This window comes from Rhodococcus sp. BH4 (assembly GCF_002079265.1).
In the GTDB taxonomy this organism is placed as follows: domain Bacteria; phylum Actinomycetota; class Actinomycetes; order Mycobacteriales; family Mycobacteriaceae; genus Rhodococcus_F; species Rhodococcus_F qingshengii.
This window is the reverse complement of record NZ_CP014941.1, coordinates 315,286-339,922: the sequence shown is the minus strand read 5'-3', so window position 1 is coordinate 339,922 and position 24,637 is coordinate 315,286. Positions and strand designations below refer to the sequence as shown.

The window sequence follows — 24,637 nt, the reverse complement described above, 5'->3', positions numbered from 1 at the left end:
GATTGCCTAGTCTCGACGGGTGATCATCGCGACCCATAACGGCAAGTTCCATGCAGACGACGTCTTCGGCGTATCGCTGCTCAAGCAGCTGTACCCCGACGCCACCGTCGTTCGCAGCCGTGACGAGTCCGTCCTGGGCAGCGCGGACATCGTGCTCGACGTCGGCGGTCGCTACAACCCTGCCGAGGGGCGCTTCGACCATCACCAGCGTGATGCCGGCGAGCGCAGCAACGGCATCCTGTACTCCGCCTTCGGTCTGCTCTGGCAGGAATACGGCCTGCAGTTCTGTGAAGGCGACGCCTCCGTGTTCCGCCGTATCGACAGCCGACTGGTCGAGGGCATCGACGCCGTCGACAACGGCCAAGAGATCTACACCCTCAACGACTACGGCACCAAGCCTTTTGATCTGTCGTCCGTGCTGGACCTTTTCAATCCGATCTCGTCCACCGACGAGGAGTTCGACACCCAGTTCGAGCTGGCCGTCGTTCTCGCAACCCAGGTCTTGATTCGCCTGCGCGCCAAGTACGCCGGCGACGCGGCCGCCGAGCGCGAGTTCACCGAGACCTACGAAAAAGCAACGGATCCGCGCTTCGTCGTCCTGGAACGCTTCGTTCCCCACGGCCGCGCCGCGTCGGCCCAGCCGGAACTGCTGTTCACCATCTTCCCGAACACCAACGGCGGCTGGTCGATTCAGACGGTCAAGCCTGCTGACTCCAAGTTCGGTTCACGAAAGCTGTTGCCGGAGCCGTGGCGCGGCCTGAACGGCTCGGATCTTGCCGCCCAGACAGGCGTCGACAGTTCGGTCTTCTGCCACAAGGCCGGGTTCATCGCGGCTGCGCAGACCCGTGACGGCGCCCTCCAATTGCTCGAACTGGCACTGGCCGAGTAGTTCTCAGCTCACATTCCCAGCGCCGTCTTCACCGTCGGCCAGGAATCGTGAAGCGCGTCTTGCCAGTACGGCCACGAATGGGTGCCGTCGTTCCGATACGCGAACACTGCGGGAATCGACAACTCCCCCAACCTCGCTTCGAACAGTTGTGTGCACGTATTAGCGAGCGCCTCGAGCGGTCCGCCTTCGATGGCAGTCTGCAGTCCACTCGGGGTGAAGACGTTGTCGTATTCTCCGGGCGCACCTGTACCGGAGGACACGTAGATCGTCTTCCCACGCAGCGTTTCCGCGTTGGTGGACGGGTCGTGCTTTTGCCAGTCGGGGTCCGACGCCGGGCCCCACATGTTGGTGGCGTCGCCCGCCTTGCTGGCCACGGTGAGCCGCACGGAATCCTGCGAGGACGATTCGGAGTTGTCGAGACAGCCACTGTACGAGGCCAATCCGGTATAGAGCTTCGGGTGATGTGTGATGAGGTTGGCCGCGCCGAGCGCACCCATGGACACCCCGCCGACCACATTCGTCCCATTTCCGGAAAACGCAGAATCGATCAACGCCGGAAGCTCTTCAGCGAGAAACGATTCCCACTTGTTCACACCGAGGTTCGGATCGTCGTTCTTCCAGTTGGTGTAGAAACTGCCGGTACCGCCAACAGGGAGAACGACGTTGACGTTCTTGTCGGCGAAAAACGCTTCGATGTCGGTCTTTTGAGTCCAGGTGCTTTCGGAGTATCCGGATTCCGAACCGGCACTGACGCCGTCGAGTAGGTAGAAGGACGGACGCGAACCGGCACTCGACGCTGGATGCAGAACCTGCACTTGCACCTCGCGCCGCATGGCCGGCGACTCGACGAAGACGGCACTGCGTGTGGGCGACAACTGCTCTATGCGATTGATGTGAGCCCCGGCCTGACCGGCCGAATCTCCTGGTGGGTTTTCAGGTGCCGGTTCGGCATACGCCACTCCGCCCACGACAAGCGCGAGCACGACCAACACAATCCCGACAAACCCAAATCTCCGCATCCGTCAAGCGCCCCCTGAGCATCGCACGACTACCGCTGACCCTCGATTGGACAGGACGAACGTCCCGGGGTCAACCCACTGGTTGGGATTTATTACTCGCGGGTATCCAATGGAGTTGGACAGTTCTCCACCGATGCACACACAGGTGTGGATAACTTCATTCACATCCACTTCCCAGTTGTGCATAACCTGTGGACAAAAGGATGAATTACAACAGAGTTATTCCTCCTACCTGCAACGATTCGTTTCCCCACAGTGTGCATAACTCTGTCGAACAGGGCTCGCGAGACGCCGGTTTCCGGGCGTGTCCATGCAGTTCACACCGCCGCGCCACTCTTTGTTCACAGGCCCGACACCACCGGCCGACAATGCTCCCCACCCCGACTTCATACTTGTTGCATGCTGACCGCTCTGCTCGCCGCCACAGCTGTGCTCGCCCTACTGACTCTGGTCCCCGGGCCCGACATGGCCGTCGTGACGCAGGCTGCTCTCGGCGCGGGCAGATCCGCCGGTTTCCGGGTAGCGGCCGGCATCGTCTCGGGCCTTCTGGTGTGGGGTCTGTTGACCGTCCTCGGGCTTTCGGCGATCCTCGCCGCGTCGGCCGAGGCGTACACGGTGGTCAAGCTCGCCGGCGCGGCTTACCTGATCTATCTCGGTGTGCGAGCACTGTGGGAGAGCCGGACGTCGCGGATGCAACACAATGCCGACGCTCCACGATCGCAGAAGGCCGGGACATGGAAGACGGGCTTCACCACCAACCTGCTCAACCCCAAGATCGCCGTCTTCTACACCGGACTGTTGCCGCAGTTGGTTCCGGCCGGGTGGCCGACGGGACCGTCGCTTGCATTGCTGGTGCTCATCCACGCAGCCATCACCATCGTGTGGCTCAGTGGCTACGTGGTCCTTCTCTCGCGAGCGCGTAGCACCTTCGAAAAGCCCCGAGTGCGACAGGCACTCGAGCGCATAACCGGAACAGTTCTTCTAGGATTCGGAGCGAAGATCGCGCTCGAAGCGCGCTGAGACGGCAATCGGAAAAGAGTAGACAGTGGGCGCGTGGGGATCGGGACCGTTCGAGAACGACGGTGCAGGGGATTTGATCGCGTCCATCGGGCACGGTGACTTCACCTTCGAATCGGTGGAGTGGGCATTCGAGGACGACTACCTCGAGGTGGACGGCGGCCAAATCGCCATCGCCTTGCTCGAATTGGTGCTGATCGTGCGCGCCGATCGCAAGCGCGACCCCGCCACCCAGGACCTCGATCTCGATTCCTTCACCTCGACTCTGACCAGTGAACGGCTCACCTGGCTGATCGAAATGGTGGAGCGCACCATCGCATCGACCGATTCGGAACTGTTCGAACTGTGGGACGAGCAGGGACCGGAAGAGCTTGCGTCGTGGCGAGTTCCCGTCGTGGACGGTCTCGAGGATCTGCGCGTTCTGTCGGTCTGATTCCGTCGCCGCTCCATCACGTTTGCTTATCGGGCCACAACGGTTCGGTCTTGGTCAGATGCCCTGGTAGGACCCTATGGTCGAACGGATCACCGAGTGAGAACTGTGGCTCGTCGACGACGGGAATCCACGCTCACCCCGGACCCAGGAGCAGACCATCATGGCGACTTTCGTTCCGGCTGCGCGCGTCGACAGAATCAGGGAGTCGCCGAGTGTGGCTGCCGCACAACGAGTGCGCGAGCTGAAGGCCCAGGGCCGTGAAATACTCGACCTGACCGTCGGGGAGCCCGATTTCGACACACCCGACAACATCAAGTCTGCGGCGATCACTGCGATCAACACGGGTCAGACCAAGTACACCGCAGTCAACGGCATCCCGGCTCTACGCGAGGCAATCGCAGCACGCGCGGCTTCGCGAACCGGAATCCAGTACGCGGACAACCAGATCACCGTCGGCGGCGGCGCGAAACAGGTCATCTTCCTCGCTCTCATGGCGACGGTCGAAGCCGGCGTCGAGGTTATCGTTCCCGCCCCTTACTGGGTTTCGTACCCGGATATGGTCCTCGCTCACGACGGGACTCCGGTGATCGTTCAGTGCGAGGAGTCCGACAACTTTCTTCTCACAGCCGAAGCACTGTCCGCTGCAATCACTTCGAACACCAAGTGGGTCATCCTCAATGCCCCGGGCAACCCCACCGGATCTGTGTACACCCGCGAGCAGCTGCAGGCCCTCGCCGAAGTGATAGAGGCCAATCCCCATGTCAGTGTGTTGGTCGACGAGATCTACGACGAGATCAACTTCGGCGACGCTCCGATCCCGAGTCTGCTGCAGGTCGCTCCGCACCTCCGTGATCAGGTACTGGTCACCAACGGAGTCTCCAAGTCTCATGCCATGACCGGGTGGCGACTCGGATACGGACTCGGAAATTCCGGATTGATCGGCGCCGTCAACAAACTGCAGGGTCAGAGTTCTTCCTGCCCGTCCTCGATCAGCCAGGCCGCAGCCGTGGAAGCCCTCACCGGCGACCAGAGTTTCCTCACCGAATCCGTACGAAGTTACCGACGACGACGCGACCTCTCGGCTCACCTCCTCAGTGTTGTCCCCGGGCTCGAGCCCGTCGTGCCGCAGGGTGCGTTCTACCTGTTCGTCAACTGTGCCGGCTTGATCGGCAAGCAGACCCCGGATGGCACCGTGATCGAGTCCGACCAGGATCTCGTCCTCTATCTCCTCGACGAGGCGTCGGTTGCCACCATTCAGGGTTCGGCTTACGGCGCATCGCCGTACTTCCGTATCTCCTTCGCCACCTCCGAGGCCGTCCTCGAAAAGGCCGCGGCACAGATCGCCGCGGCAGTCGAACGCCTTTCCTGATCTTTCATACTTTCTGGAGTACAAGATGATTCACGTCAAGACGAAAATTGATCGCGCGGACAAGGACCTGATTGCCGAACTGGGGACGTTCTCCGCGGCCACGATTCACGAGGCACAGGGACGTAAGGGGTCGCTGCATCCGGCGATCAAACCGATCGACCGCGACATGAAGTTCTGCGGCTCCGCCTTCACAGTCAAGTGCCATCCCCGTGACAACCTCATGCTGCAGGTTGCGATCAGCTACGCACAGCCGGGTGACGTCCTGATCGTCTCTTCAGGTGATCAAGCCGCCGGCCAGTTCGGCGATGTCCTCGCCAATGCCTGTGTTGCGCGCGGCATTACCGCACTGGTCACCGACGGCGGAGTGCGCGATACCCGGGAGATCCGCGAACTCGGATTCCCCGTCTTCTCCAAGCACGTGTACATCGAGGGAACCGTCAAGGAATCTCTCGGCCCGATCAACCATCCCCTGGTCTTCGGAGAACAGGTCATTTATCCCGGTGACGTCGTCAAGGGTGACTGCGACGGCGTTGTCGTGGTCCGCCGCGAGGAGGTTGCCGAGGCAATCGAACTCTCGCGTGCCCGTGACGAAGCCGAAGCCGGGTACATCGAGCGTTACAAGCGGGGCGAGACCCCACTCGAGGTGAGCAATCTGACTGCCCTGCTGGAAGCCAAGGGCCTGGTGGTCGAATAACCTGCTGTGCGCCTTTATTAACCGCCCGCGGTTAATAAAGGCGCACAGGGTCGAAGGACTCAGAACCGCAACAGCACCTTCCCCGACACCGAAGCATCCTTGGCGACTGCGAAGGCTTCCAGAGCTTCCTCGACCGGATATTCGTGTGTGAGAACAGCATCGACAGCAAGCGAACCGTCGGCGAGGGCGAGCAGCACCTCGTCGATTTCGTCGTTGAAGCGGAATGAGCCCACCAACTCCAACTCTCGCGTGATCGCCAGCGAAATGTGTACCGGTTGAGGTCCGGACGGAAGAAGCCCGAGCATGACCACCCGTCCACCGCGCGTCGCCCCGCGAATAGCGGATTCGAGCCCGCGATGATTGCCGGTGCACTCGACGACCACGTCGGCATCGGATGCGGCGACTGCCTCGGCGTCGGTGGCCTCGAGAACCCGATCCGCACCGAGCGTCGACGCGATCTGCAGCGGAACGTCGTGCACGTCGACCGCGGTGATCGACTGCGCGCCTGCTCGTTTGAGCACAGCCACGACCAGTGCGCCGATGGGTCCGCAGCCGACGACCAGCGCCTTCTTCCCGCGTACGTCTCCCGCTCGCGAAACAGCGTGCCAGGCAACGCTTGCCGGTTCGGCTACCGACGCAGTCCGCAGGTCCAACCCCTCGGGCAGTTCCCGGAGCATGCGTGTCGGGAGCACTGCGTATTTCACGAAGGCGCCCTCGGTGTGTGGGTACTGCGCTGCACTTCCCAGGTATGTGCAGCAGGGCGAGAGGTTGGGCCGATCGCTCGGGAACCGAGGCGCGGTCCCACCGGGCGTTGCGGGGTGTACGGCCACGGAAGTTCCAACTGCCGGCCCCGTTCCGTCCGCCGCGGCCGTCACGACCGTGCCGACCACCTCGTGACCGAGCAGCATCGGTGCCTTCAGAATCGACTCCCCCGCCGCGCCGTGCGTCCAGTAGTGCAGATCTGATCCACACACACCGCCGTAAGCGATCTCGATCACTGCCTGCTCGGCGGTCGGCGCAGTCAACGCAACATGCTCGACCCGCAGGTCACCTGCCGCATGGGCCACCACTCCGAGCGTCGTTTCCGGTAGTACAAAACTCATGATGCGCTCTCTCAGTCGTTGCGACGGATGAAGTCGAGGCCACCGGGCACCTGGAAGGTGGGGAGCACCTCGATGAGACCAAGATTGACGTGGCCAGGGGCGTCGATCGCGAACTCGATGGTATCCGCGATGTCCTTGGTAGTGATGGATTCGTAGCCTTCGTAGAAGGTCTCCCACGCTTCCTTCATGGCTTCGGGCGTGCCGCCGAGGTTGCGACCGAAGATCTCGGTCTCGACCCGGCCAGGGCAGATCTCGGTCACTCGAATCCGCTTGCCGATGCAGTCGTTTCGCAGCTGGCGCGAAATCTGGTGCACCGCAGCCTTGGTCGCGTGGTAGGCAGTGTGGCCGTAGAAGTTGTACAGGCCGGCGATGGAGCTGATGTTGACGACATGACCTAGATCGCGCTCCACCATTCCCGGCAGCAGAATGCGGCACAGGTGCAGCACTGCACGAAGATTCACGTCCACCATCGCGTCGACCGATGCTTCTTCGGCGTCGAGAATGTTTCCGGTTGCGGACACCCCCGCGTTGTTGACGAGGATGTCGATCTCCAGTCCGCCGACAGCTTCGGCGAGCGCGGCGGTGTCGGTGATGTCCACGGGCAGAGGGATCATTCCGGTGCGATCGGCAACCTCACCGAGCTTGTCGGCATTGCGGGCGACGCCGTAGACCGTCAGTCCGCGCTTGGTGAACATCTCGGTGACGGCGGCACCCATTCCGGTGTTGGCGCCGGTGACGAGAGCTGTGCGGTAATCGGAGAAAGGCATTGTGTGCTCCTACAGGAAGAAATTGGTATGACCCGGCGGCCGCCGCGGACTGCAGGCGGCCACCGGGCCGGATCAGGAGTGACTCACGCGAGAAGTCACAGAGTGTCGCGTAGCGGAACGTGGGCGCGATCGGTGATGGTGCTGACCGCGATCAGCGTGCCGATTGCAGTGATGACCGCGTAGAAGGCGGGAACGTAGATACCGAATTCGGGGATCAACCAGGTCATCAACAACGGTGCGGTACCACCGAAGAGTGCGGACGAGATGTTGTAACCCAAACCGTAGGCGGAGTAGCGAACCCGCGTGGGGAACAGTTCGACGATCAGGATGTGGATGACGGCTGTGTGCCCGGCGAAGATCACTGCCATGAGGCAGGCACCGAGAACGGCGAGGCCGACGTTGCCGGTCACGATCATGGCATAGCAGGGGATCGCTCCGATCGCCATTGCCGCAGCTGCACCGGCGATGACCTTCTTGCGACCGATCCGGTCGGAGAGAGCACCCATGAACGGAATCGCGAAGCAGATCGCGACCAGGCTGGATGCGGTGACGAGAAGCGCTGTCCCGGTCGAGAATCCGATCTGATCGCCTTTGAGGAACGTGGGCATGTACGAGAACAGAACGTAGTAGCCGGAACCATTCATCAAGGGGATGAACAGGGCGAGGATCATGGCGCGACGGTGTTCGGGAGTGGAGAATGCTTCCTTGAGCGGATTGCGCGACAAACCGCCGGATTCCTTGAGCCGCTCGAAGTTCGGGGTATCGGAGATCGCGCGGCGGATGTACCAGCCGATGATTCCCATCGGAATGGCCATGAGGAACGGGATGCGCCACGCCCACGATGCGAGTCCGCCGCCGTTGATCGCGTCGGCGTTGAGCCACGGCGACATGGCAAACGCGATCATCGTTCCGGTCAGCAGTGCGAGGAACGACGCGATCTGCGCGTAGCTCGTGATCAAGCCGCGCTTGCCTTCCGGGGCGTGTTCGGCGAGGAACGTCATGGCACCGGCAGCTTCACCACCGACGGAGAATCCCTGCACGATCCGCAGAAAGATCAGCAGTGCCGGTGCCGCGATACCGATGGCCGCGTAGGTGGGCAGCAAGCCGATACCGGCGGTCGCCACGCTGATCAGCATGATGACGAACACCAACATCTTCTGTCGACCGATCCGGTCGCCGAGGATGCCGCAGACCACCGCGCCGAGGGGTCGAACGAAGAACGAGACCGCGTAGCCGGCGAACACCAGCATCAGCGCGTCGCTCGACTTCGATACGTCGAAGAACACGATGGCCAGTGCCGTCGCCATGAACGCGAAGACACCGTTGTCGTAGAGCTCGACGAAGATGCCGACGCAGCCCGCTGCGACGACTTTCCGGACCTTGCGCGGGTCGGCTACCTGGCCGTCTACCGCTTCGATGGTGTTGGTCATGCTGTCTCCAAAATAGACGCGCGGCGCGGAGCGCTCGCGGGGCGTGTGGTGCCGACGTGGCTCGGTACTCGGGCTTCCGAGGTGTGGAGAGGTATCCGGAGGGTGGTGAATACGTTCTCCACACGCCGCCTCAGCAAGGCGATGCGGTGCTGCTGTTCGCGGTGCTCTGCAACCGCCGTTGCGACGCTGCAGTTCCGGAATCGGACGCGGTGCCCGGGTCGGGCCTGTCCCAGCTGTGAGAGTGAAACGGTGGTGACGACTGCCAGCACCGGATAACCGGCGGTGACGCCTCTACCTCGATGCAGGACCAGAAGTTCGTTGCCAGCGGGTACTTCGACGGCACCGATGGGGACGCCGCGCGAGAGGACCTCGCCGGTGCCGGTGCGCTGTGGGAGCGGCTGCTCATCGGTAGATGCCAGCCGAAGCCCGATGTGATTGCTCTGATCGCCCACCACGAATTCGGTGCCGAACAGCGCGGCTGCACTCTCCCCGAAGTCGTCGATGTCGGGGCCGTCGGTCACGTCGAGCGTCCACACGTTGCCGAAGGACGGTCGGTCGGGCAACAACCGGAACAGCGGTAGCCGGAAGACCGGGTGGTCGATCGGCGGGCAGTCGGTGTCGACGACCAGCGTCTCCCCCGCGGTCAAGTGACGGCCGAATCCGAGGACCTGGTCGGGAGCGCAGCTGCCCAGGAGGTAGTCGGCCGTCAGCTCTCCGTGGACGGCGACGTAGACGCGCAATCCGTCGTGGATTCCGGTGACGGCAAGCCGCTGACCGGCTCGCCAGACGATCGGTTCCCACTGCGGTTGCCGATGTCCGTCCACCGTCACCGTTGCGGGTGCACCCGTGACGGCGATCAGCAGATCCGTGGACGCCGACGCTGAAAAGTCGAGGGCCGTCAACTCCAGTAGCGGGGCCTCGCGCCTACTACCCACCAACGCGTTGGCGATCTCCGCGCTGATCTGGTCGGCTGCGCCGCCCGTCGCCTGACCGAACTGTGACGCCGATCCACGCCCCAAATCCTGGACGGAGCTGATTCCGGGAGTCAGGACGGTGACGGTCTCAGCCATGGGGATCACCCCCTACGGGCAGGAGCGAGCGTCCGTCGAAGTCGTCCCAGCGATCGGCGTCGATCGCACGGAAGACGAACAGATCGCCCGGGCGGTAGGCAGAAATCTGCTCCGACGCCGGATCGACCAGGATGAGCGGGGTCCGGCCGATCACTGCCCAACCGCCGGGCGCAGGCCTGGCCGAAACGACTGCCTGACGTCCGGCCACCGCAACGGAACCGGCCGCGACGTGCGGTCGCGGGCTCGATCGGCGCGGGATGGGAAGGCCGAACGCCGGGCCGTCGAGCATCGGGGCGCCGCCGGGTGAGCCGTAGCAACGCATGACCAACGGGGCTGCGGAGTGAAGGCGCACCACTTCGGCTTCGGTGACGCCGAGAAACCGCGCTGTATCACCCAGGTCCGGGCCGTGTTCGCCCCCGTAGACGACGGGGATCTCGAACGTCCTAGGTTCACCTTCCAGCGGTCGGGGGATAGTCGTTGCTTCGCGAACCAGGCCGCGGACGGCGTCGTGGTCGGTGAGGAGGTTGTCGAACTCGACCAGCAGGGCGTCGTATGTCGGGATGACGCTGACGATGCCGTCGGCACCGAGATCGAAACGTGCAGCGATCGATCGAACGGTGTTCCAGTTCTGCTCGGCGGTCCCGCCGCTGACACTGACGCGAACGGCGGCGTCACCGCAGTCGGCGACGTAGGTCTTCACGCGGGACACCCGACATCACGGGCCCGCCGTGACGCCACGACCCGGGTCAGCGGCGCAATGGTGACACCGGCGGCCTCGAGCGCGGCGCGAATCGCCTTCGCGTTCGCGACGGCACCGGGGTTGTCACCGTGCACGAGGACCGTATCGGCGACAACCGGGATCAACGTGCCGTCCACAGCTTCGACGACTTCCTCGACCACCATCCGAACGGTCCGCTCGACCAGAACGTCGACGTCGTGAATCACCGCTCCCGGCTCGCTGCGGGGCACGAGAGTTCCGTCGGAGTTGTATGCGCGATCCGCGATTCCGACGATGCCGACGCTCAATCCGCGGGCAGTCGCCTCGTCGGCCAACGCCCCGTCCTGGGCGAGCACGATCAACGACGGATCGAAGGCCGCGACCGCATCGACGACGGCGCGCGCGTAATCCTGGCGTACGGCAACAAGATTCCCGAGCTTGCCGTGGGGAGCGATGTGCGACAACGACGTTCCGCTCGCGACCGCAAAGGCGTGAAGGGCGCCGAGTTGGAACAGCACGTCGGTTCGGACCTCGTTCTCACTGAGATCCATCGCGCGACGTCCGAATCCGGCGAGGTCCGGAAAACTCGGATGCGCGCCGATGCCGATACCGCGCGATACGCACCCCCGCACGGTCGCATCCATGGTTCGTGGATCGCCTGCATGGAATCCGCAAGCGATGTTGGCCGAAGTCAGCGTGTCGAGCAGAGCATCGTCGGCGCCCATGGTCCACGTGCCGAAACCTTCGCCGAGATCGGCGACAAGATCGATGCTGGTTGCCATTTCGGTCCTTCCGGTTCGTTTACTTGTTCGTACGGGCGCCGTTGCCCGTGGTTGGTCCGACTGTCGAAGTTCTGTGTGTCGACTTCGGTGTTTCTGGGACGCTACTCAGGAACGCCAAAGGGTTGTTAATACCGTTTCGCGTTGGGGTGATCGGAATTCGATATGTCCGTTGAGCTGGTAGTTTGCACAGCATGGACACGAGAAGGCTCTACTCGTTCGTACGAATTGTCGATGCCGGCAGCATCACCCGAGCCGCCGACATCCTGCACATCGCACAACCCGCCCTGAGCCAACAGATGACGTCGCTGGAAACGCAGTTCGGTCAGCAACTTCTGATCCGCAGCAAACAGGGTGTCGAGCCGACCGATGCGGGGCACGCACTCTATCGGCATGCTCAGGTGATTCTGCGTCAGGTGGAGAGTGCCCAGGCCGAGGTGTCCGTGGTCGGACGGGCGCTGGCGGGTGGCGTCTCGGTCGGCCTCGCCCCGTACAGCACCGCGACGGCAATCGCCTTGCCGCTCTTGGCCCGTGTGCGCGAGCAGCACCCGAATATCTTGTTGCACATCAACGAGAACTTCGGTGGCGTGCTCAGCGAAGCGATGATGACCGGTCGCATGGATCTGGCGTTGTTGTACGACGCCGGCCCGATCAAGGGTGTGACGTTCGAACGCTTGCTCACCGAGGAGCTGGTGGTGGTTGCGCCGTTCGGTACCGGACTGGCAGGCGAATCGGGATCCGACATCTCCCTGCCCGAGATCGCCGAACTGCCACTATTGCTTCCGGGTCGGATGCACACCATCCGCAAGGTGGTGGAGCAGGCTTTCGACCGTGCAGAGCAGCAACCGAACGTCGTGGCCGAAGTGGAATCGGTGATGACGCTGTCCGAGGCCGTACGCACCGGATTGGGCGCGACGGTTCTGCCGTGGTCGGTGGCCCGCAGGGTCATGGACGTCGAAGCGCTCGAGCTACGACGCATCGAGCCGGGCATCGAAGTGCATGTCTCCCTTGGCACCCCGGCCAATCAGCCCCTCTCCAAACCGGCCGAGGCGGTGCGCGATGTTCTGCGCACCGTCGTTGCCGATTACGTGAAGGGAACCAACGCGAGCGGTCAGTAGCCCGCCGACGGATCGATCACGGCGGCGAGGTCCTCACCTGCGGCGAATCGGGCGACGTTGGCTGCAACGTGATCTGCCAGGACGCGGGTGAGCGTCGTAGCCGGGTTGGCGACGTGTGGAGTGATGATCGCGTTGGGCAGCTTCCACAACCGATGCCCGTCCGGCAACGGCTCGGGATCGGTGACGTCCAGTGCCGCCCCGCCGATCGAACCGGCTTCCAGTGCGTCGACCAATGCGTCCGTGTCGACGAGGGTGCCACGCGCGATGTTCACGATCCAGCTCGACTCCGACATCTGGTCCAGTTCGGCCTTGCCGACCAGATGCCGCGTCGCGGATGTCGACGGTGCTGCGATCACGAAGTGATCTGCCTTGGACCAGATTTCGCCGGTGCGGTCGGCCGAGAGCGTTTCGGAAGCACCCTCGACAGGGGTCCCGGAGCGGGTGATCGCGATGACCTTGACTTTGGACGCGGCGAGGTACGGGATCAACGCACGGCCGATTCCGCCGCAACCGATGATCGCCACTGTCGAGCCCTGCAAAGTGCCCACCCGCGGGTCGAACTCTTCCTTGCGCCACGACTGCGCCGCCAATTGTTCGGGGATAGAACGAACTCCGGCGAGGAGAAGCATCATCGTATGTTCGGCAACATTGCCCGCGTACGCTCCGGCAGCAGACGTCCAGACCCGCTTGTCGTCGATCACCCCGGCGTCGAACCAGGGCTCGATGCCGGCGAACGGCAACTGCACCCAGCGAACCGAATCGGGTAGCGACGACGGGAACGTCTCCGGCCCGTGTACCCACACGACGCCCTCGGCGTCTGCCAGTGGAACGAGAACTCCACCGGCTCGGCGTATTCCGTCGGCGACGTGAGGATCCTCGACGGGACCGAGGTGGATACGAGGGGCGCTGGCGTCTGTCATGTGGGTGCTTTCTGTTCGAGTAGCGGACGATCTAACAGCGGACAATCAGACGACGGCCGTCATTCCGCCGTCGACGTAGAGGATCTGACCGTTGACGAAATCCGAAGCCGGGGAGGCCAAGAACAGTAGCGACCCGATCAGCTCCTCGGTACGGCCCCAACGTCCGGCGGGTGTCCGCTTGGCGAGCCACGCGGTGAACTCCGGATCGTTGACCAGCGCAGAGGTCAGTTCGGTGTCGAAGTATCCCGGTGCGATCGCGTTGATCTGCAAACCGAAGGGTGCCCAGTCGGCGCACATTCCGCGGGTGAGCATCTTGAGCCCGCCCTTGCTGGCCGCGTACGGTGCGATTCCCGCTCGGCCGAGCTCGCTCTGCACCGAGCAGATGTTGACGATCTTCCCGTGTCCGCGCTCGACCATGCCGCGGGCGAATTCACGTCCGACGTAGAACGCACTGGTCAGGTTGGTGTCCATGACACGCCGGAAGTCGTCGTCGCCGAACTCGAGAAGCGGGGCGCGGTGCTGCACGCCGGTGTTGTTGACAACGATCTCGACCGGGCCGACCTCCGCCTCGATGCGTGTCGCCGCATCCCGGACGGCGGCCGAATCGGTGACGTCGAACGCGTATGCGTGCACCGTTGCGCCGGTCGCGTCGGCGATGCGTCGACGCTCGGCTTCGAGCACGTCGGAATTTCGGCTGTTGAGCACCACCACCGCACCCGCCTCGGCGAGACCAGTCGCGAGGGCCGAGCCGATGCCTCGGCTCGAACCCGTCACCAGCGCGACCTTCCCGGAAATGTCGAACGGGCCGGGGCTTGCGGTGCTACTCACGCTGTGACGCTCCTCTGAGATGTATGGATGTAGTCGACTGCCTCGCCCACCAGTGTGCTCGGTTCGGAGACGACATTCAGCGTGATGCCGCGCTCGTCGTCTGTAAGCGGTTCGAGAGCCTCGAACTGGGAGATGAGCAGACTCTCCGGCATGAAGTGCCCGGCGCGGGAACGCATACGTGCGGAGATAGTCTCGAAATCACCGGCCAGGTGGACGAACTGCACGTCGAGACCGTCCGGGCGCAACCGGCCCCGATAGTCCTTCCGCAGAGCCGAACAGGCAACGACGCCTGTTCGTCCCGCATCGGCACGCCCGGACAACCAGGCCGCGATCGCGTCGAGCCACGGCACGCGATCTTCGTCGGTCAACGGTGTCCCCGAACGCATCTTGGCGACATTGGACTCGGGATGCAGATCGTCACCGTCGACGAAGTCTGCCCCGAGAGACGTGGCGAGACCCACTGCCACGGTGCTTTTTCCAGCACCGGCCACACCCATCACAACTACCTGCACGGTCATGCTTCGACCATGCCCGACTACCGAAGGCCAGACAATACTCGAGTGATACCGGTTCGCGAGGGTGCCATAGCGGAACGATCTAGGAACTTCTGCCCGTTCGAGCCCTATCCGTTCGCCTTCGCGATCGAATCCTTGCCCTCGGCCGCTCCACCCTCGATGGTGTCGTGCTGGATGGGAACGAACTTCTTCTTCGGCAGCAGGAACAGCCACGTCGCGAAGACGAACGGGCCCGTTCCGGCCGGCAGGCTGATCGGAGCAAAGGCAGACACCAGCGTGCCGTGGATGACAACAGTCACCAGTACTCCGAAGACGGTGTAGACGAACACACGCCACGACGGGTTGTAGAACACCGATCCGAGAGCAATTGCCGTCAGCACCGAACTGAGCCCGTAGAGACCATTGCCGATGTCGACGGTGTTTGCGCCCAGCGCCAGTACCGAACCCATCGCTATCGCGGAACCGATGAGCGCGAACAACGCCGCCCAACGCGACGCGACCAGCAGCGCGATCACGAAGATAATGCCGGTGACGGTGTTGTTGATCAGAAAGATCTGGGAGACGTTGCGGAACAGCGTGTCCCACAGGAAGCTGAAAGTAATTTCGGCATGAACTGACGCGTCCCCGATGTGCTGGGGAAACTGGCCCGCGCTGAGGTCTGACGTTTCGATCCGCAGGAACTGGAACGCCGCGAGGAGGAAGAACCAGTTGACGAGGTTGAACGGAAAGGTCAGCGCCGGTACGCCCCACGTCTTGAAGACATTGGCAACGGCCAGGAACGCGATCGTCGACGCGGCAGCTCCCACCACGAGGTAGATCCACAGCATCACACCGCCGGCAAGGAACGTCGGAAAGGCAGCTCCCACAAGAACTCCGTTGTATCCGTACAGGCCGATACGCATCGAATCGTCGTCGGAGTGCAGCATCATGCCGGTGACGGTGGATACCACCAGACCCACCACGGCACCAATTGCGACGGTGATCGTGTCCGCGGCTATCGCTCCCCAGAAGATACCGACCAGAAACAGCAGGCCCGTCAGCGCATTGCCCTGGAACATCACCTGCCCGGAGCCTTTGAGATTGGTGTCGATGAATCTGAGCACGACGTTCTTGTCCGCGACGTCGTCCCAGGGTTTGGTGATGGTGGTCATCGCACGTCCCTCGATCCCTATCAGGCGATCCGCGTCATCCCCAGAGCGGGACGGGCGGAATGGTGGTGTCCAGAACTGCCTTTCGCACCAGAGCCCAGAAATCACGAACCTTCGCCTTGACGGGTTCGCTCTCCGGACCGAGGACTTTGAAGATGAGACCGGCGTCGTTCGGGAGCCGGCTCGCCCCGGAGACGACCTTGCCGTCACGGCCCGGAACTACCTCCTCGAGAATGGCGTCGGCGTGCTCCTTCGGTGTCAGTAGGATGACATTGCCGAAGACGTCGTGGTCGCCCATGATTCCGCCGTATCGCACGGGGAAGCGTGCCGGTTCGATCACCAACTTCTCGGTGAAGAGATTCTTCCCGTCCGGACGCTTCGCCTTGATCAATGTGGAGTACAGGTCGTAGACGAACATCTCTCCGCCGTCGTGATACTTGCGACCCGGCATCACGATCTCCGAGAACAACAGCGTTGCAGTCGGATCCACCGTGATGTCGGTGCGCGCGTAGTACCTCGCGTTGCGGTGTGGGATCGTCACCCCGGGCATCAGTTCGAGATACGAATTCTCCGCGAGCACCACTTTCTGGAGTTGCGACGCGTGATTGGCATCCATCCGGTGAACCTTGGTGGCCGACTGAGTGGTCACGTGCGCGAGGGAACCCGGTTCCATCTCGATGGTCAGGAACAGTCGATCGCCTTGCAGCACACTGCCGGACGTCGAGATCATGTAGACGCACGGCATGGTCGGCAACGCTTCGTCCCAGTACAGCGCCTGCTGAACGAGCAGCGGTGTCTTGCGGTACATGTCCCGCAGAATCGTCTTGTCGCCACGGTCGACAAATCGCATCTCGAGAACGCCGGTCTTCCCGACCTTGCCGGCCGGGGCCTGCTTCGGCTGGTCCTGGTACTGGTCGAGTTCCGGGATGGTCGGGATCGGCCCCGGGAGCGACCGCGATGCTCCCGGGACGGACGTTGCGCTCACGGTGCGCTCGCTCCCACTTCCTCTTCGTCGAAGAGGACTCCGTGCACGATGAGGTCCACCACTTCCTTGATGCCTTCCCCGGTCATGCAATTGGTGAAGACGAACGGCTTGTCGCCGCGCATTCCCTTGGAGTCGCGATCCATGACTCCGAGATCAGCGTTGACGTACGGTGCGAGGTCGGTCTTGTTGATGACCAGGATGTCGGACTGCGAGATTCCCGGACCGTTCTTGCGCGGAATCTTGTCGCCTGCGGCTACGTCGATGACGTAGATGAAGAAGTCGACGAGAGCCGGGCTGAACGTCAGTGTGAGGTTGTCGCCACCACTTTCGATGAACACCACGTCGGTGTCTGGGAACGTCTTCTCCATGTCCTCGACGGCCGCGAGGTTCATACTCGGGTCTTCGCGAACGGCGGTGTGCGGACAGGCCCCCGTCTCGACGCCGACGATGCGTTCCTCCACGAGAACACCTTTGAGAGCCTTACGCACATGCTTGGCATCTTCGGTGGTGACCACGTCATTGGTGATGATCAGAACGCTGGTGCCCCGCTTGATGAACTCCGGCGTGATCGCCTCGATGAGTGCGGTCTTACCCGAACCCACGGGTCCGCCGATTCCGATGCGCGTTGTCTTCTTCATCGTTCTCCTTCTAGTTCATGAACATTCGGACGTGCGCCTTGACGTGAACCGCAGCCAGAATGTCGATCATCGGGGCGAAATTGGACATGTCGTCGAGTCCGTAGTCACGCACTGCGGCGTACTCACGGCCGGCGCTCTGATTGACCTCGAACAGAATCTCTTGCGTCGTGAGGTGATCGACTCGGACGATACGAAGGGCAGCGCCGAGCAACGTCATCGCGACACCGTACTGATTGACCGTGAAAGCGTCCTCTTCCGGAGAACCCATCTCCGCGAAAGCAATTCCGAGGCCGACGGGGTAGGTACCCGGCGTCTCCCCCGATGCGATCGCGGCCAACCACTTGTTGAACAGGGTCTCACCGGCCAAGCGCCCGCCGAGTTCGGCCAACTTCTTACCCATGCGGGTACTCATCGTGCGTGCTTCTTCGTTGAGTTTGCGTTCGATCACTGCATGATCAGCGGCGAGGATCGCCGAGAAGTCACCGGCGGTCGCGCCCCGGTGCGCCGCGAGTACGGCGATACCGTCGCACGTCGCGCCCTGATGGGCGGCCGAGAGCACAAACTCCCGCAGCGACGGACCACCCGTGACAATTCCTTGCGCCACGGCCGATTCCAAACCGTTGGAGAACGAGAAGGAACCGACCGGGAACATGGAATCGGAAAACTGCATCATCCGCATCGCGCGGTTGATGCTGAGCCCGGATCCCTCAGACGAGAGGGTCATGGGTATGCCCCTCGCCCTCACGCGCGGCCGCACCGAACAAACGGCGTGCCTCGTGTGGAGCGATGTAGGGAATGACCTCGGCGCCCGGGATGAAGGTGTACTCGATGCCCTCGAAAGCATGTGTCCGCATCACCGAGCCCATGACCGCCTTGTCGACGGTCAACGGAACGTAGACCTTCATTCCCTTCACCACCGCAGGCCAGTGCTGGTTACCCACGGCATGTCCCAACTCCAAGCACGTCTGAATCATCTTCTCGGGCGTCACCTCGACCAGTGCGCTCAGGTCGATCTCCAACACGTCCTTGAGGTTGATCCTCGCCACGACGACGGTGTTCGCCTGCTCGTCCCACAGCAGAATGTCGCCGTCCTGCAACTGAATACCCCGATCGAGCGAGACGGCCAATTCACGGCCACCGATCGTGGTGCGTCGTAACCGACTCTTCTGCGCTTCCCACTGATCGAGCGACAAGACGTCGACTACCGCATTGTCGAGTCGACCGGCCCACTCCTCGTCGGTCTCCTTCCCGAGCAGCGCGTCGACTCGCGTCGGCTTTCCGCTCGGCGCGGTCATCTCGCCGTGCGTGTGTGGCGTCGCATCGGCGCCGTGCGTGTGTGTGATTGTTCCCGACACTGGAGACCCCTAACTGAAGAAGTAAAGTTGGTTCAAGCGAATGGATTCGGCAGGTTCGACGTATGCGTGGACGCCGTCCGCAGTCACCGCGAAGGTCTCCGGGTCCACCTTGATTTCCGGAGTGGCCGAGTTGCGAACCAGATCACGCTTGGTGACTGTTCTGGTCCCCTCGACAGCAACAACCTGACGTTCGAGACCGAGCCGGTCCTTGATGCCGTCGTCGAGTGCCGCTCGCGAGACGAACGAGACCGAACTCTGCGGCAACGCCTTGCCGAATCCACCGAACATCGGCCGGTAGATCACCGGTTGTGGTGTCGGGAGTGAAGCATTCGGATCTCCCATGGCATGCCAACTGATCAGACCGTTCTTGATGATCGTCTTCGGCTTCGCACCGAAAAATGCGGGCTCCCAGAGAACAAGATCCGCCATCTTCCCGACACCGATCGACCCGACCACATGCGAAAGACCGAACGTCAACGCTGGATTGATCGTGACCTTCGCGACGTAGCGCAACACGCGGAAGTTGTCGTGTGTCGGTGAATCCTCTGGCAGCTTTCCGCGGGACCGCTTCATGCAGTCCGCTGTTTGGATCGCGCGAAGCCAGTTTTCTCCGACGCGGCCCATCGCCTGCGAGTCACTCGAGAACATCGAGATGACGCCCATGTCCTGCAGTACGTTCTCGGCACCGATCGTCTCCGCGCGAACGCGAGACTCGGCAAACGAAACATCCGAGGGCACTTTGGGATTGAGGTTGTGACAGACCATGATCATGTCGAAGAGCTCGGCCTGAGTGTTGATGCCGTACGGCAACGTCGGATTGGTCGACGCCGGAAGTACGTTGTCCTCGCCCGTCACCCGCAGAATGTCGGGTGCGTGACCACCACCCGCACCCTCGCTGTGATAGGTGTGAATGGTACGGCCTTCGAAGGCCGCGATGGTGTCCTCGACGTATCCGGCCTCATTGAGGGTATCCGTGTGAATGGCGACCTGAACGTCCATTTCGTCTGCCACCCGAAGAGACTCACGAATTGTGGCCGGTGTCGCGCCCCAGTCCTCGTGGACCTTCAGACCGGCCGCACCGGCCTTGATCTGTTCGACCAGCGACTGATGCCCGGACGAGTTCCCCTTGCCCAACATGCAGACGTTGACCGGCAAACCCTCGTTGGCCTTGAGCATCATCTCCATGTTCCAGATACCGGAAGTGATGGTGGTGCCGTTGGTTCCGTCGGTCGGGCCGATGCCGCCACCGATCAGCGTCGTCACTCCCCCACTGAGCGCGTGGTACGCCTGCTGTGGTGACACGAGGTGCACGTGCGGATCGATGCCGGCTGCAGTGAGGATCATCTGCTCACCGGAAATCGCGTCGGTCGCCGGACCGGTGGTCAACCCCGGGGTGACGCCTTCCATCGTGCTGGAGTTTCCCGCCTTGCCCCAGCCGACGATCTTGCCGTCTTTGATTCCCACGTCTGCCTTGACGACGCCGATGGTTGCATCGACGATGACCACGTTGGTGATCACGAGGTCGAGGGCACCGTCGATGCTGCACGACTCCGGATCCTGGCCCATGCCGTCGCGCAGCGTCTTGCCGCCGCCGTAGATCGACTCGTCGCCGATCGTTCGAAGATCTTCCTCGACCTCGATGTACAGGTCGGTATTACCCAGCCTGATCTGGTCACCCGTGGTGACCCCGAACAGACCCGAATACTCTTGTCTCGAAATGCTTGTCATGGGTGTTGCTCTCCTTCGTCCGCCGTGAACGAGAATCAGTCGGTTTGAGGTTCGGACAGGAAGCCGAGTTCTTCGGCACGCTGGACGGCTCCGGGGAGCCTCGGCCGGTAGGCGGCGTGGGTCGGCGCCCAACCGTCGACAAGTCCGTTGAAGCCTTGCACTCGTTGCTTGCCGCCGAACGGCACCAACGTCACTTCCTTCTCGTCGCCCGGCTCGAACCTGACCGCCGTGCCCGCGGGAATGTCGAGGCGCCAGCCGAAGGACTGTTCACGATCGAAGGACAACGCGCGATTGACTTCCATGAAGTGGTAGTGCGAACCCACCTGGATGGGACGGTCACCGGTGTTTCGGACTCGCAACTTCAAACGTGGACGGCCCTCGTTGAGTTCGATCGGCTCGTCCCGCAACACGTATCCGCCGACCGGTACTTTCTTCTCGCCGCCGGAATCCTTCTTCGTCGATTTGCTTGCCATCTTGGAGTGCTCCTGACATCTCGGTCGGGCTACTGGATCGGAGAGTGCACGGTGACGAGCCGGCTACCGTCGAGGAACACCGCCTCGACCTGCACACGTGGAATCATCTCCGCCACACCGTCCATCACGTCGTCGACCGTCAAGGCGTGCGATGCGTCGGCCATGACCTCCTCGAGAGTCTTGCCCTCCCGAGCTCCCTCCAGGGCGGCTGCAGTGATAACTGCGACGGACTCCGGGTGATTGAGTTTGAGCCCCTTTGCCTTTCGCCTCAGTGCGACATCCGCCAACATGAGGATTGTCAGCTTGTCGAGTTCTCGCGGTGTCAGATGCATTCTGAACGCTCCTTGTCGATCATGCGGTAACTCCCTGTCGTCGAATACATGTCAGCTCCCCTGTTCCGTCGCTTCGGTGAGAGGTTCGGCCGCTTGCTGGACGAAACCGCTCCTCCTGCCGCCCGAGTACTCGTTGATCGCGTCCAGAACCGCCTGTGCATGTTCCGAGGCGACCAGCACCTCGACACGCAACCGCTCGGTGAACACGACGTCGTTGCGTTGTCCGCGGAACTTGAGCGAGGCCGAGTCACTCGCGGAGACATGCGCTTCCGATACGACTATCGACTCCGCTCCGGCGGCCAGCAGCGCCTCCCGTAGCTTCTCGGACTCGATGGTCTGCAATACCGCGGTGATGAGTTCGTGCTTCGGGGCGCCGAGGTTCGGAACAAGTTTTGCCCCCTCGACCAGGACCCCCGAGTCGAACCCGCTGGTCTGCGGCGCACCACCCGCGTCCACGAATGCGGCGTTGTAGCGGTATGCGTCCATGCCTTGCTGACGACGGTCGATGTCCACCTGGTCTTTCGGGGCCAGCTTGAGACCGATGGTCTTCTCGATGCCCGTGGCGATCAGCCAGGTCACCACGAACGAGAAAGCGATGACGACGATCAACGCCAGCGCCTGCTCGCCGAGTAGTCCTGCCCCGCCGCCGAAGAAGAGTCCGTCGCGGCCGATCGAATTGATGGCTTTTTCGCCGAACAAACCGAGAAGGAGTGAACCGAGGATGCCGCCGATGAAGTGGACCGCGATGACGTCGAGCGCGTCGTCGAACTTGAAGATCGACTTGAGCGCGAGCGCGAAGTGGCAGACCAGTCCGGCAAGCGCGCCGATCGCCAACGCGGAGAAGGTGCTGACGAAGCCGGCGCAAGGGGTGACGGTCGCGAGACCGGCTACCGCGCCGGTGATTCCGCCGATCGCCGTGGCCTTGCCCTCGGTGTACCTTTCGATGACGAGCCAGACGACCATACCGCCCGCTGCGGCGATGTGAGTGTTCATCAAGGCTTGTGCCGCAACACCATCGGCGGCCAATCCGTCGCCTGCGTTGAATCCGAACCAGCCGAACCACAGGATGCCTGCGCCGATCAACGCCAGAGGCACCGAGTGCGGGACTGCCTCGGCGTTGGGCCATCCCGGACGTTTACCGACCACCAGCAAGATTGCCAGGGCGGCGGCGCCGGCGGATGCGTGGACGACAATTCCGCCGGCCCAGTCCTGAGCTCCGCGGAGCGCCAACCAGCCTTCGGGATTGAAGAGCCAGTGCGCAATCGGGGGGTAGACGATGATCGACCACAGCACGAGCAGAACGGCCCAGCCCAAGGGCTTGAGCCGGTTTGCGGTCGCACCGGTGATCAGCGCGGGCGTGATGATCGCGAACATCATCTGATAGACCACGAACGCCAGAGTCGGTACCGCGACTGCACCTTCGATCAGGTGGAAGCCCGGGGCTGCGGCTGTGTGTATGTCCTGCAAGCCGAACAATTTGAGGTCACCGAGGAAGCCGGAACCCCAGTCTCCACTGAACGCGAAGCTGTATCCGAACACGACCCAGGTAATCGAGACGAGTCCGAGTGGGACGAGGTTCTGCTGCAACATGACGAGCGCACTGCTACCACGCACCAGACCGGCGTAGAAGAAGGCGAGTCCGGGAACCATGAAGAGAACCAGACCCGCGGAGATCAGCACCCACGCCGTGTCCCCACTATCTATCACTGCTTCGGCTAACACCATTTCCATCGACATCGACGACCTCCGAGCATTATTCGGACCTGAACAAAGTCATTGGTTAGAGCAGCAATTCGCGATGTTCCGGTTCGCTGCGACAGTTACGCTACGCCCCATAGTTGCACCTTCTCAGCAAAATCGGGGGAACATCCGGTTTTCACGTTTAGTAGAGCATTGTTCTGGGAAAAGATGGGACTTTGCCTAAACATTGCGGACGCTCCACAACCTACAATTGCGAGACTAAATCTCGCCGAAAGTGGTTTAAGTCCTGCAAAATGGGGAACGTAGCCGCAGGTGAGCGCCACTTTCGGAGCAGAAATGCCGTTTCCAGCTCGGGACTTAGCTCCCTAACCAAGACAATCGCGAGCACCTTATGCGATTACCAACGTCGGTGACCCGCCTATCCAATCGGGTAGGTAATTTCACCGAACATCTTCTCACCTGTTCAGATGATTAACCTTCACCGCACTGAGGGCAATCCTGTCGTTAATATGTTCTTCATCTGTACTGGATATTTCGACCGGAAAGTCGAAGATCACCTTTCGATAACCTTTAAAGGTGAAATAATTTTCGCTGTAACTATTTTGTTATGCAGAACCTAGAGGGGAGGATTGATCCCACCAGGCGAGCACTCGGATGCCGGACAAAGTCAGCCACTTCGACGGCTCCCCCGCCTTTGTGTCGACCTCGAACCACACCCGCCCCGGTTGGCGACCGGCCTGGAGCCACGTCCCATCCGAGGCTCGAGCGGCCCGGATCATCTCGATCGCGTCCGCCATTCGCGGATCAGGCTCATTTCCATCCGACAACGACGCTTCGCGGAAGTAGTCGGCTGCGTTGAGCACGTTGTAACGCCACCGGAACGGGTACGCGAACCGGCCGATCCAGTCCCCCACCGGTTCCCCGGTCGAGAGTCTCCGGAACAGACCGCGCTGCAGCAAGAATTCCTCACCGGATCGCCGAGCCGCGCGCGTCTCATCTGTTCCCCCGGTCGCGATCTCGTACGCGAGAAGCCCTTTGAGTGAATTGAGCGTCGAATGGAACGACGATCGGGTCGAACCTTCGATCCACTCACAGTTCCACCCACCATCCGGAAGTTGATGCCGCACAAACCAATCAGCCAGTTCATCAACGGGCATGCCGAGCCAAACACCGTTTGCCACCGTCCAGGCGTTGATGCAGCAATCGACCTCACCGTCCCAGTACGGCCGGCCCTCGTACTCCCAGCGACAGTTCTCCGCGAGCAGTTCTGCAGTACGACGCTCCCGCAGAACACTGGCGTCGAGGCCCCACTCACGCAAGGAGTTGAGCGTCCAAGTAGTTGCCGTCCAGGGTTGCGAACTTTGTTCTGCTGCTTCGGGTCCCGCAAAGTCGAATTCAGCCGGGAAGAACGCCCCACCCGCCCATTGGCCGTCTCGATCCTGCAATGAAAGCAGGCGTGCACCAAATCCTTTGGTAGCGATCGACGCGCGCGTCGCCGCCCACACAGTGGGCGCTTCGTTCAGCAGGTCGCGCTCCACCTGCCACCGAATCGCCGGATCCGAATCGAGGAGCCACGCGAGCAAGTCGGCTCGGGGTGCCATCTGGCAA

General features: G+C 62.3%; 26 protein-coding genes. 6 read left to right on the top strand and 20 right to left on the bottom strand.

Annotation, left to right across the window (positions count from 1 at the left end):
- Positions 1–19: 19 nt before the first annotated feature.
- On the top strand, positions 20–889 hold the full coding sequence (locus tag A0W34_RS01595; RefSeq protein ID WP_047271521.1) for an MYG1 family protein: 870 nt from the start codon (positions 20–22) through the stop codon (positions 887–889).
- Between the two features lie 8 nt (positions 890–897).
- Here the strand turns inward: A0W34_RS01595 and A0W34_RS01590 are convergent, their stop codons facing one another.
- Positions 898–1,908, bottom strand: coding sequence for an alpha/beta hydrolase (locus A0W34_RS01590; RefSeq protein ID WP_030535774.1), 1,011 nt, complete (start codon positions 1,906–1,908; stop codon positions 898–900).
- Positions 1,909–2,307: 399 nt separating this feature from the next.
- On the opposite strand from A0W34_RS01590, the gene A0W34_RS01585 reads away from it, so the two are divergent.
- From A0W34_RS01585 to A0W34_RS01570, 4 genes are all read left to right on the top strand, one after another.
- Positions 2,308–2,928 (top strand): LysE family translocator, encoded by a 621-nt coding sequence (locus A0W34_RS01585; protein ID WP_007731691.1) that lies wholly within the window; start codon positions 2,308–2,310, stop codon positions 2,926–2,928.
- Between the two features lie 25 nt (positions 2,929–2,953).
- Positions 2,954–3,358: a DUF4259 domain-containing protein gene (locus tag A0W34_RS01580; protein WP_081557223.1), complete on the top strand. Its 405-nt coding sequence runs from the start codon at positions 2,954–2,956 to the stop codon at positions 3,356–3,358.
- Between the two features lie 160 nt (positions 3,359–3,518).
- Positions 3,519–4,727 (top strand): aspartate transaminase, encoded by a 1,209-nt coding sequence (locus tag A0W34_RS01575; protein WP_007731694.1) that lies wholly within the window; start codon positions 3,519–3,521, stop codon positions 4,725–4,727.
- A gap of 25 nt (positions 4,728–4,752) precedes the next feature.
- Positions 4,753–5,421, top strand: coding sequence for a 4-carboxy-4-hydroxy-2-oxoadipate aldolase/oxaloacetate decarboxylase (locus A0W34_RS01570; protein ID WP_007731695.1), 669 nt, complete (start codon positions 4,753–4,755; stop codon positions 5,419–5,421).
- A 59-nt stretch (positions 5,422–5,480) separates the two neighbouring features.
- Here A0W34_RS01570 and A0W34_RS01565 read toward each other — a convergent pair whose 3' ends face one another.
- From A0W34_RS01565 to A0W34_RS01540, 6 genes are all read right to left on the bottom strand, one after another.
- Positions 5,481–6,524, bottom strand: coding sequence for an L-idonate 5-dehydrogenase (locus tag A0W34_RS01565; protein WP_054827404.1), 1,044 nt, complete (start codon positions 6,522–6,524; stop codon positions 5,481–5,483).
- Positions 6,525–6,535: 11 nt separating this feature from the next.
- Positions 6,536–7,291 carry an SDR family oxidoreductase gene (locus A0W34_RS01560; protein ID WP_007731698.1) on the bottom strand — a complete coding sequence of 252 codons (756 nt, stop codon included), beginning with the start codon at positions 7,289–7,291 and terminating at the stop codon, positions 6,536–6,538.
- 95 nt (positions 7,292–7,386) lie between these two features.
- Positions 7,387–8,721, bottom strand: coding sequence for an MFS transporter (locus A0W34_RS01555; protein WP_047271513.1), 1,335 nt, complete (start codon positions 8,719–8,721; stop codon positions 7,387–7,389).
- Entirely contained in the window at positions 8,718–9,791 is a 1,074-nt protein-coding gene (locus tag A0W34_RS01550) for a biotin-dependent carboxyltransferase family protein (protein ID WP_007731701.1), read from the bottom strand. Before A0W34_RS01550 ends, A0W34_RS01555 begins: the two co-directional genes overlap by 4 nt.
- Positions 9,784–10,491 (bottom strand): 5-oxoprolinase subunit B family protein, encoded by a 708-nt coding sequence (locus tag A0W34_RS01545; protein WP_172403470.1) that lies wholly within the window; start codon positions 10,489–10,491, stop codon positions 9,784–9,786. Before A0W34_RS01545 ends, A0W34_RS01550 begins: the two co-directional genes overlap by 8 nt.
- The gene (locus A0W34_RS01540) at positions 10,488–11,291 is read right to left on the bottom strand and encodes a LamB/YcsF family protein (protein ID WP_042921153.1); all 804 of its coding nucleotides are present in this window, start codon (positions 11,289–11,291) and stop codon (positions 10,488–10,490) included. The genes A0W34_RS01545 and A0W34_RS01540 overlap by 4 nt, the downstream gene beginning before the upstream one ends.
- A gap of 191 nt (positions 11,292–11,482) precedes the next feature.
- Here A0W34_RS01540 and nac point away from each other — a divergent pair, with 191 nt between their 5' ends.
- Positions 11,483–12,406 (top strand): nitrogen assimilation transcriptional regulator NAC, encoded by a 924-nt coding sequence (gene nac / locus A0W34_RS01535; RefSeq protein ID WP_030535780.1) that lies wholly within the window; start codon positions 11,483–11,485, stop codon positions 12,404–12,406.
- Here nac and A0W34_RS01530 read toward each other — a convergent pair.
- The 13 genes from A0W34_RS01530 to A0W34_RS01470 all read right to left on the bottom strand — a co-directional run bounded on the left by A0W34_RS01530 (position 12,400) and on the right by A0W34_RS01470 (position 24,630).
- Positions 12,400–13,326 carry a D-isomer specific 2-hydroxyacid dehydrogenase family protein gene (locus tag A0W34_RS01530; RefSeq protein WP_081557222.1) on the bottom strand — a complete coding sequence of 309 codons (927 nt, stop codon included), beginning with the start codon at positions 13,324–13,326 and terminating at the stop codon, positions 12,400–12,402. The genes nac and A0W34_RS01530 overlap by 7 nt on opposite strands.
- A 45-nt stretch (positions 13,327–13,371) precedes the next feature.
- Positions 13,372–14,154 (bottom strand): SDR family oxidoreductase, encoded by a 783-nt coding sequence (locus A0W34_RS01525; protein ID WP_007731708.1) that lies wholly within the window; start codon positions 14,152–14,154, stop codon positions 13,372–13,374.
- Positions 14,151–14,672, bottom strand: coding sequence for a gluconokinase (locus A0W34_RS01520; protein WP_054827082.1), 522 nt, complete (start codon positions 14,670–14,672; stop codon positions 14,151–14,153). Before A0W34_RS01520 ends, A0W34_RS01525 begins: the two co-directional genes overlap by 4 nt.
- A gap of 104 nt (positions 14,673–14,776) precedes the next feature.
- Entirely contained in the window at positions 14,777–15,820 is a 1,044-nt protein-coding gene (gene yut, locus A0W34_RS01515) for an urea transporter (RefSeq protein ID WP_030535783.1), read from the bottom strand.
- A 34-nt stretch (positions 15,821–15,854) separates the two neighbouring features.
- On the bottom strand, positions 15,855–16,802 hold the full coding sequence (locus A0W34_RS01510) for an urease accessory protein UreD (protein WP_073512868.1): 948 nt from the start codon (positions 16,800–16,802) through the stop codon (positions 15,855–15,857).
- Complete coding sequence (gene ureG, locus A0W34_RS01505) at positions 16,799–17,440, bottom strand: urease accessory protein UreG (protein WP_007731713.1); 642 nt, start codon at positions 17,438–17,440, stop codon at positions 16,799–16,801. The genes A0W34_RS01510 and ureG overlap by 4 nt, the downstream gene beginning before the upstream one ends.
- 10 nt (positions 17,441–17,450) lie before the next feature.
- Entirely contained in the window at positions 17,451–18,164 is a 714-nt protein-coding gene (locus tag A0W34_RS01500; protein WP_041814527.1) for an urease accessory protein UreF, read from the bottom strand.
- Positions 18,148–18,795 (bottom strand): urease accessory protein UreE, encoded by a 648-nt coding sequence (gene ureE / locus A0W34_RS01495; RefSeq protein WP_050655600.1) that lies wholly within the window; start codon positions 18,793–18,795, stop codon positions 18,148–18,150. Before ureE ends, A0W34_RS01500 begins: the two co-directional genes overlap by 17 nt.
- A gap of 9 nt (positions 18,796–18,804) precedes the next feature.
- Entirely contained in the window at positions 18,805–20,523 is a 1,719-nt protein-coding gene (locus A0W34_RS01490; protein WP_003943847.1) for an urease subunit alpha, read from the bottom strand.
- A 35-nt stretch (positions 20,524–20,558) separates the two neighbouring features.
- Complete coding sequence (locus tag A0W34_RS01485; protein WP_003943812.1) at positions 20,559–20,996, bottom strand: urease subunit beta; 438 nt, start codon at positions 20,994–20,996, stop codon at positions 20,559–20,561.
- Between the two features lie 29 nt (positions 20,997–21,025).
- Positions 21,026–21,328: an urease subunit gamma gene (locus tag A0W34_RS01480; protein ID WP_007731718.1), complete on the bottom strand. Its 303-nt coding sequence runs from the start codon at positions 21,326–21,328 to the stop codon at positions 21,026–21,028.
- 51 nt (positions 21,329–21,379) lie between these two features.
- Positions 21,380–23,059: an ammonium transporter gene (amt, locus tag A0W34_RS01475; RefSeq protein WP_228117877.1), complete on the bottom strand. Its 1,680-nt coding sequence runs from the start codon at positions 23,057–23,059 to the stop codon at positions 21,380–21,382.
- A gap of 575 nt (positions 23,060–23,634) precedes the next feature.
- Complete coding sequence (locus A0W34_RS01470) at positions 23,635–24,630, bottom strand: squalene cyclase (protein ID WP_081557221.1); 996 nt, start codon at positions 24,628–24,630, stop codon at positions 23,635–23,637.
- Between the last annotated feature and the right edge of the window lie 7 nt (positions 24,631–24,637).

What these genes read in the sequence shown, in the direction of transcription:
- A0W34_RS01590 (WP_030535774.1), bottom strand. Translation starts at nt 1,908, where the DNA reads ATGCGGAGATTTGGGTTTGTCGGGATTGTGTTGGTCGTGCTCGCGCTT.
- A0W34_RS01585 (WP_007731691.1), top strand. Translation starts at nt 2,308, where the DNA reads ATGCTGACCGCTCTGCTCGCCGCCACAGCTGTGCTCGCCCTACTGACT.
- A0W34_RS01575 (WP_007731694.1), top strand. Translation starts at nt 3,519, where the DNA reads ATGGCGACTTTCGTTCCGGCTGCGCGCGTCGACAGAATCAGGGAGTCG.
- A0W34_RS01570 (WP_007731695.1), top strand. Translation starts at nt 4,753, where the DNA reads ATGATTCACGTCAAGACGAAAATTGATCGCGCGGACAAGGACCTGATT.
- A0W34_RS01565 (WP_054827404.1), bottom strand. Translation starts at nt 6,524, where the DNA reads ATGAGTTTTGTACTACCGGAAACGACGCTCGGAGTGGTGGCCCATGCG.
- A0W34_RS01560 (WP_007731698.1), bottom strand. Translation starts at nt 7,291, where the DNA reads ATGCCTTTCTCCGATTACCGCACAGCTCTCGTCACCGGCGCCAACACC.
- A0W34_RS01555 (WP_047271513.1), bottom strand. Translation starts at nt 8,721, where the DNA reads ATGACCAACACCATCGAAGCGGTAGACGGCCAGGTAGCCGACCCGCGC.
- A0W34_RS01550 (WP_007731701.1), bottom strand. Translation starts at nt 9,791, where the DNA reads ATGGCTGAGACCGTCACCGTCCTGACTCCCGGAATCAGCTCCGTCCAG.
- A0W34_RS01540 (WP_042921153.1), bottom strand. Translation starts at nt 11,291, where the DNA reads ATGGCAACCAGCATCGATCTTGTCGCCGATCTCGGCGAAGGTTTCGGC.
- nac (WP_030535780.1), top strand. Translation starts at nt 11,483, where the DNA reads ATGGACACGAGAAGGCTCTACTCGTTCGTACGAATTGTCGATGCCGGC.
- A0W34_RS01530 (WP_081557222.1), bottom strand. Translation starts at nt 13,326, where the DNA reads ATGACAGACGCCAGCGCCCCTCGTATCCACCTCGGTCCCGTCGAGGAT.
- A0W34_RS01520 (WP_054827082.1), bottom strand. Translation starts at nt 14,672, where the DNA reads ATGACCGTGCAGGTAGTTGTGATGGGTGTGGCCGGTGCTGGAAAAAGC.
- yut (WP_030535783.1), bottom strand. Translation starts at nt 15,820, where the DNA reads ATGACCACCATCACCAAACCCTGGGACGACGTCGCGGACAAGAACGTC.
- ureG (WP_007731713.1), bottom strand. Translation starts at nt 17,440, where the DNA reads ATGAAGAAGACAACGCGCATCGGAATCGGCGGACCCGTGGGTTCGGGT.
- A0W34_RS01500 (WP_041814527.1), bottom strand. Translation starts at nt 18,164, where the DNA reads ATGACCCTCTCGTCTGAGGGATCCGGGCTCAGCATCAACCGCGCGATG.
- A0W34_RS01490 (WP_003943847.1), bottom strand. Translation starts at nt 20,523, where the DNA reads ATGACAAGCATTTCGAGACAAGAGTATTCGGGTCTGTTCGGGGTCACC.
- A0W34_RS01485 (WP_003943812.1), bottom strand. Translation starts at nt 20,996, where the DNA reads ATGGCAAGCAAATCGACGAAGAAGGATTCCGGCGGCGAGAAGAAAGTA.
- A0W34_RS01480 (WP_007731718.1), bottom strand. Translation starts at nt 21,328, where the DNA reads ATGCATCTGACACCGCGAGAACTCGACAAGCTGACAATCCTCATGTTG.
- amt (WP_228117877.1), bottom strand. Translation starts at nt 23,059, where the DNA reads ATGGAAATGGTGTTAGCCGAAGCAGTGATAGATAGTGGGGACACGGCG.
- A0W34_RS01470 (WP_081557221.1), bottom strand. Translation starts at nt 24,630, where the DNA reads ATGGCACCCCGAGCCGACTTGCTCGCGTGGCTCCTCGATTCGGATCCG.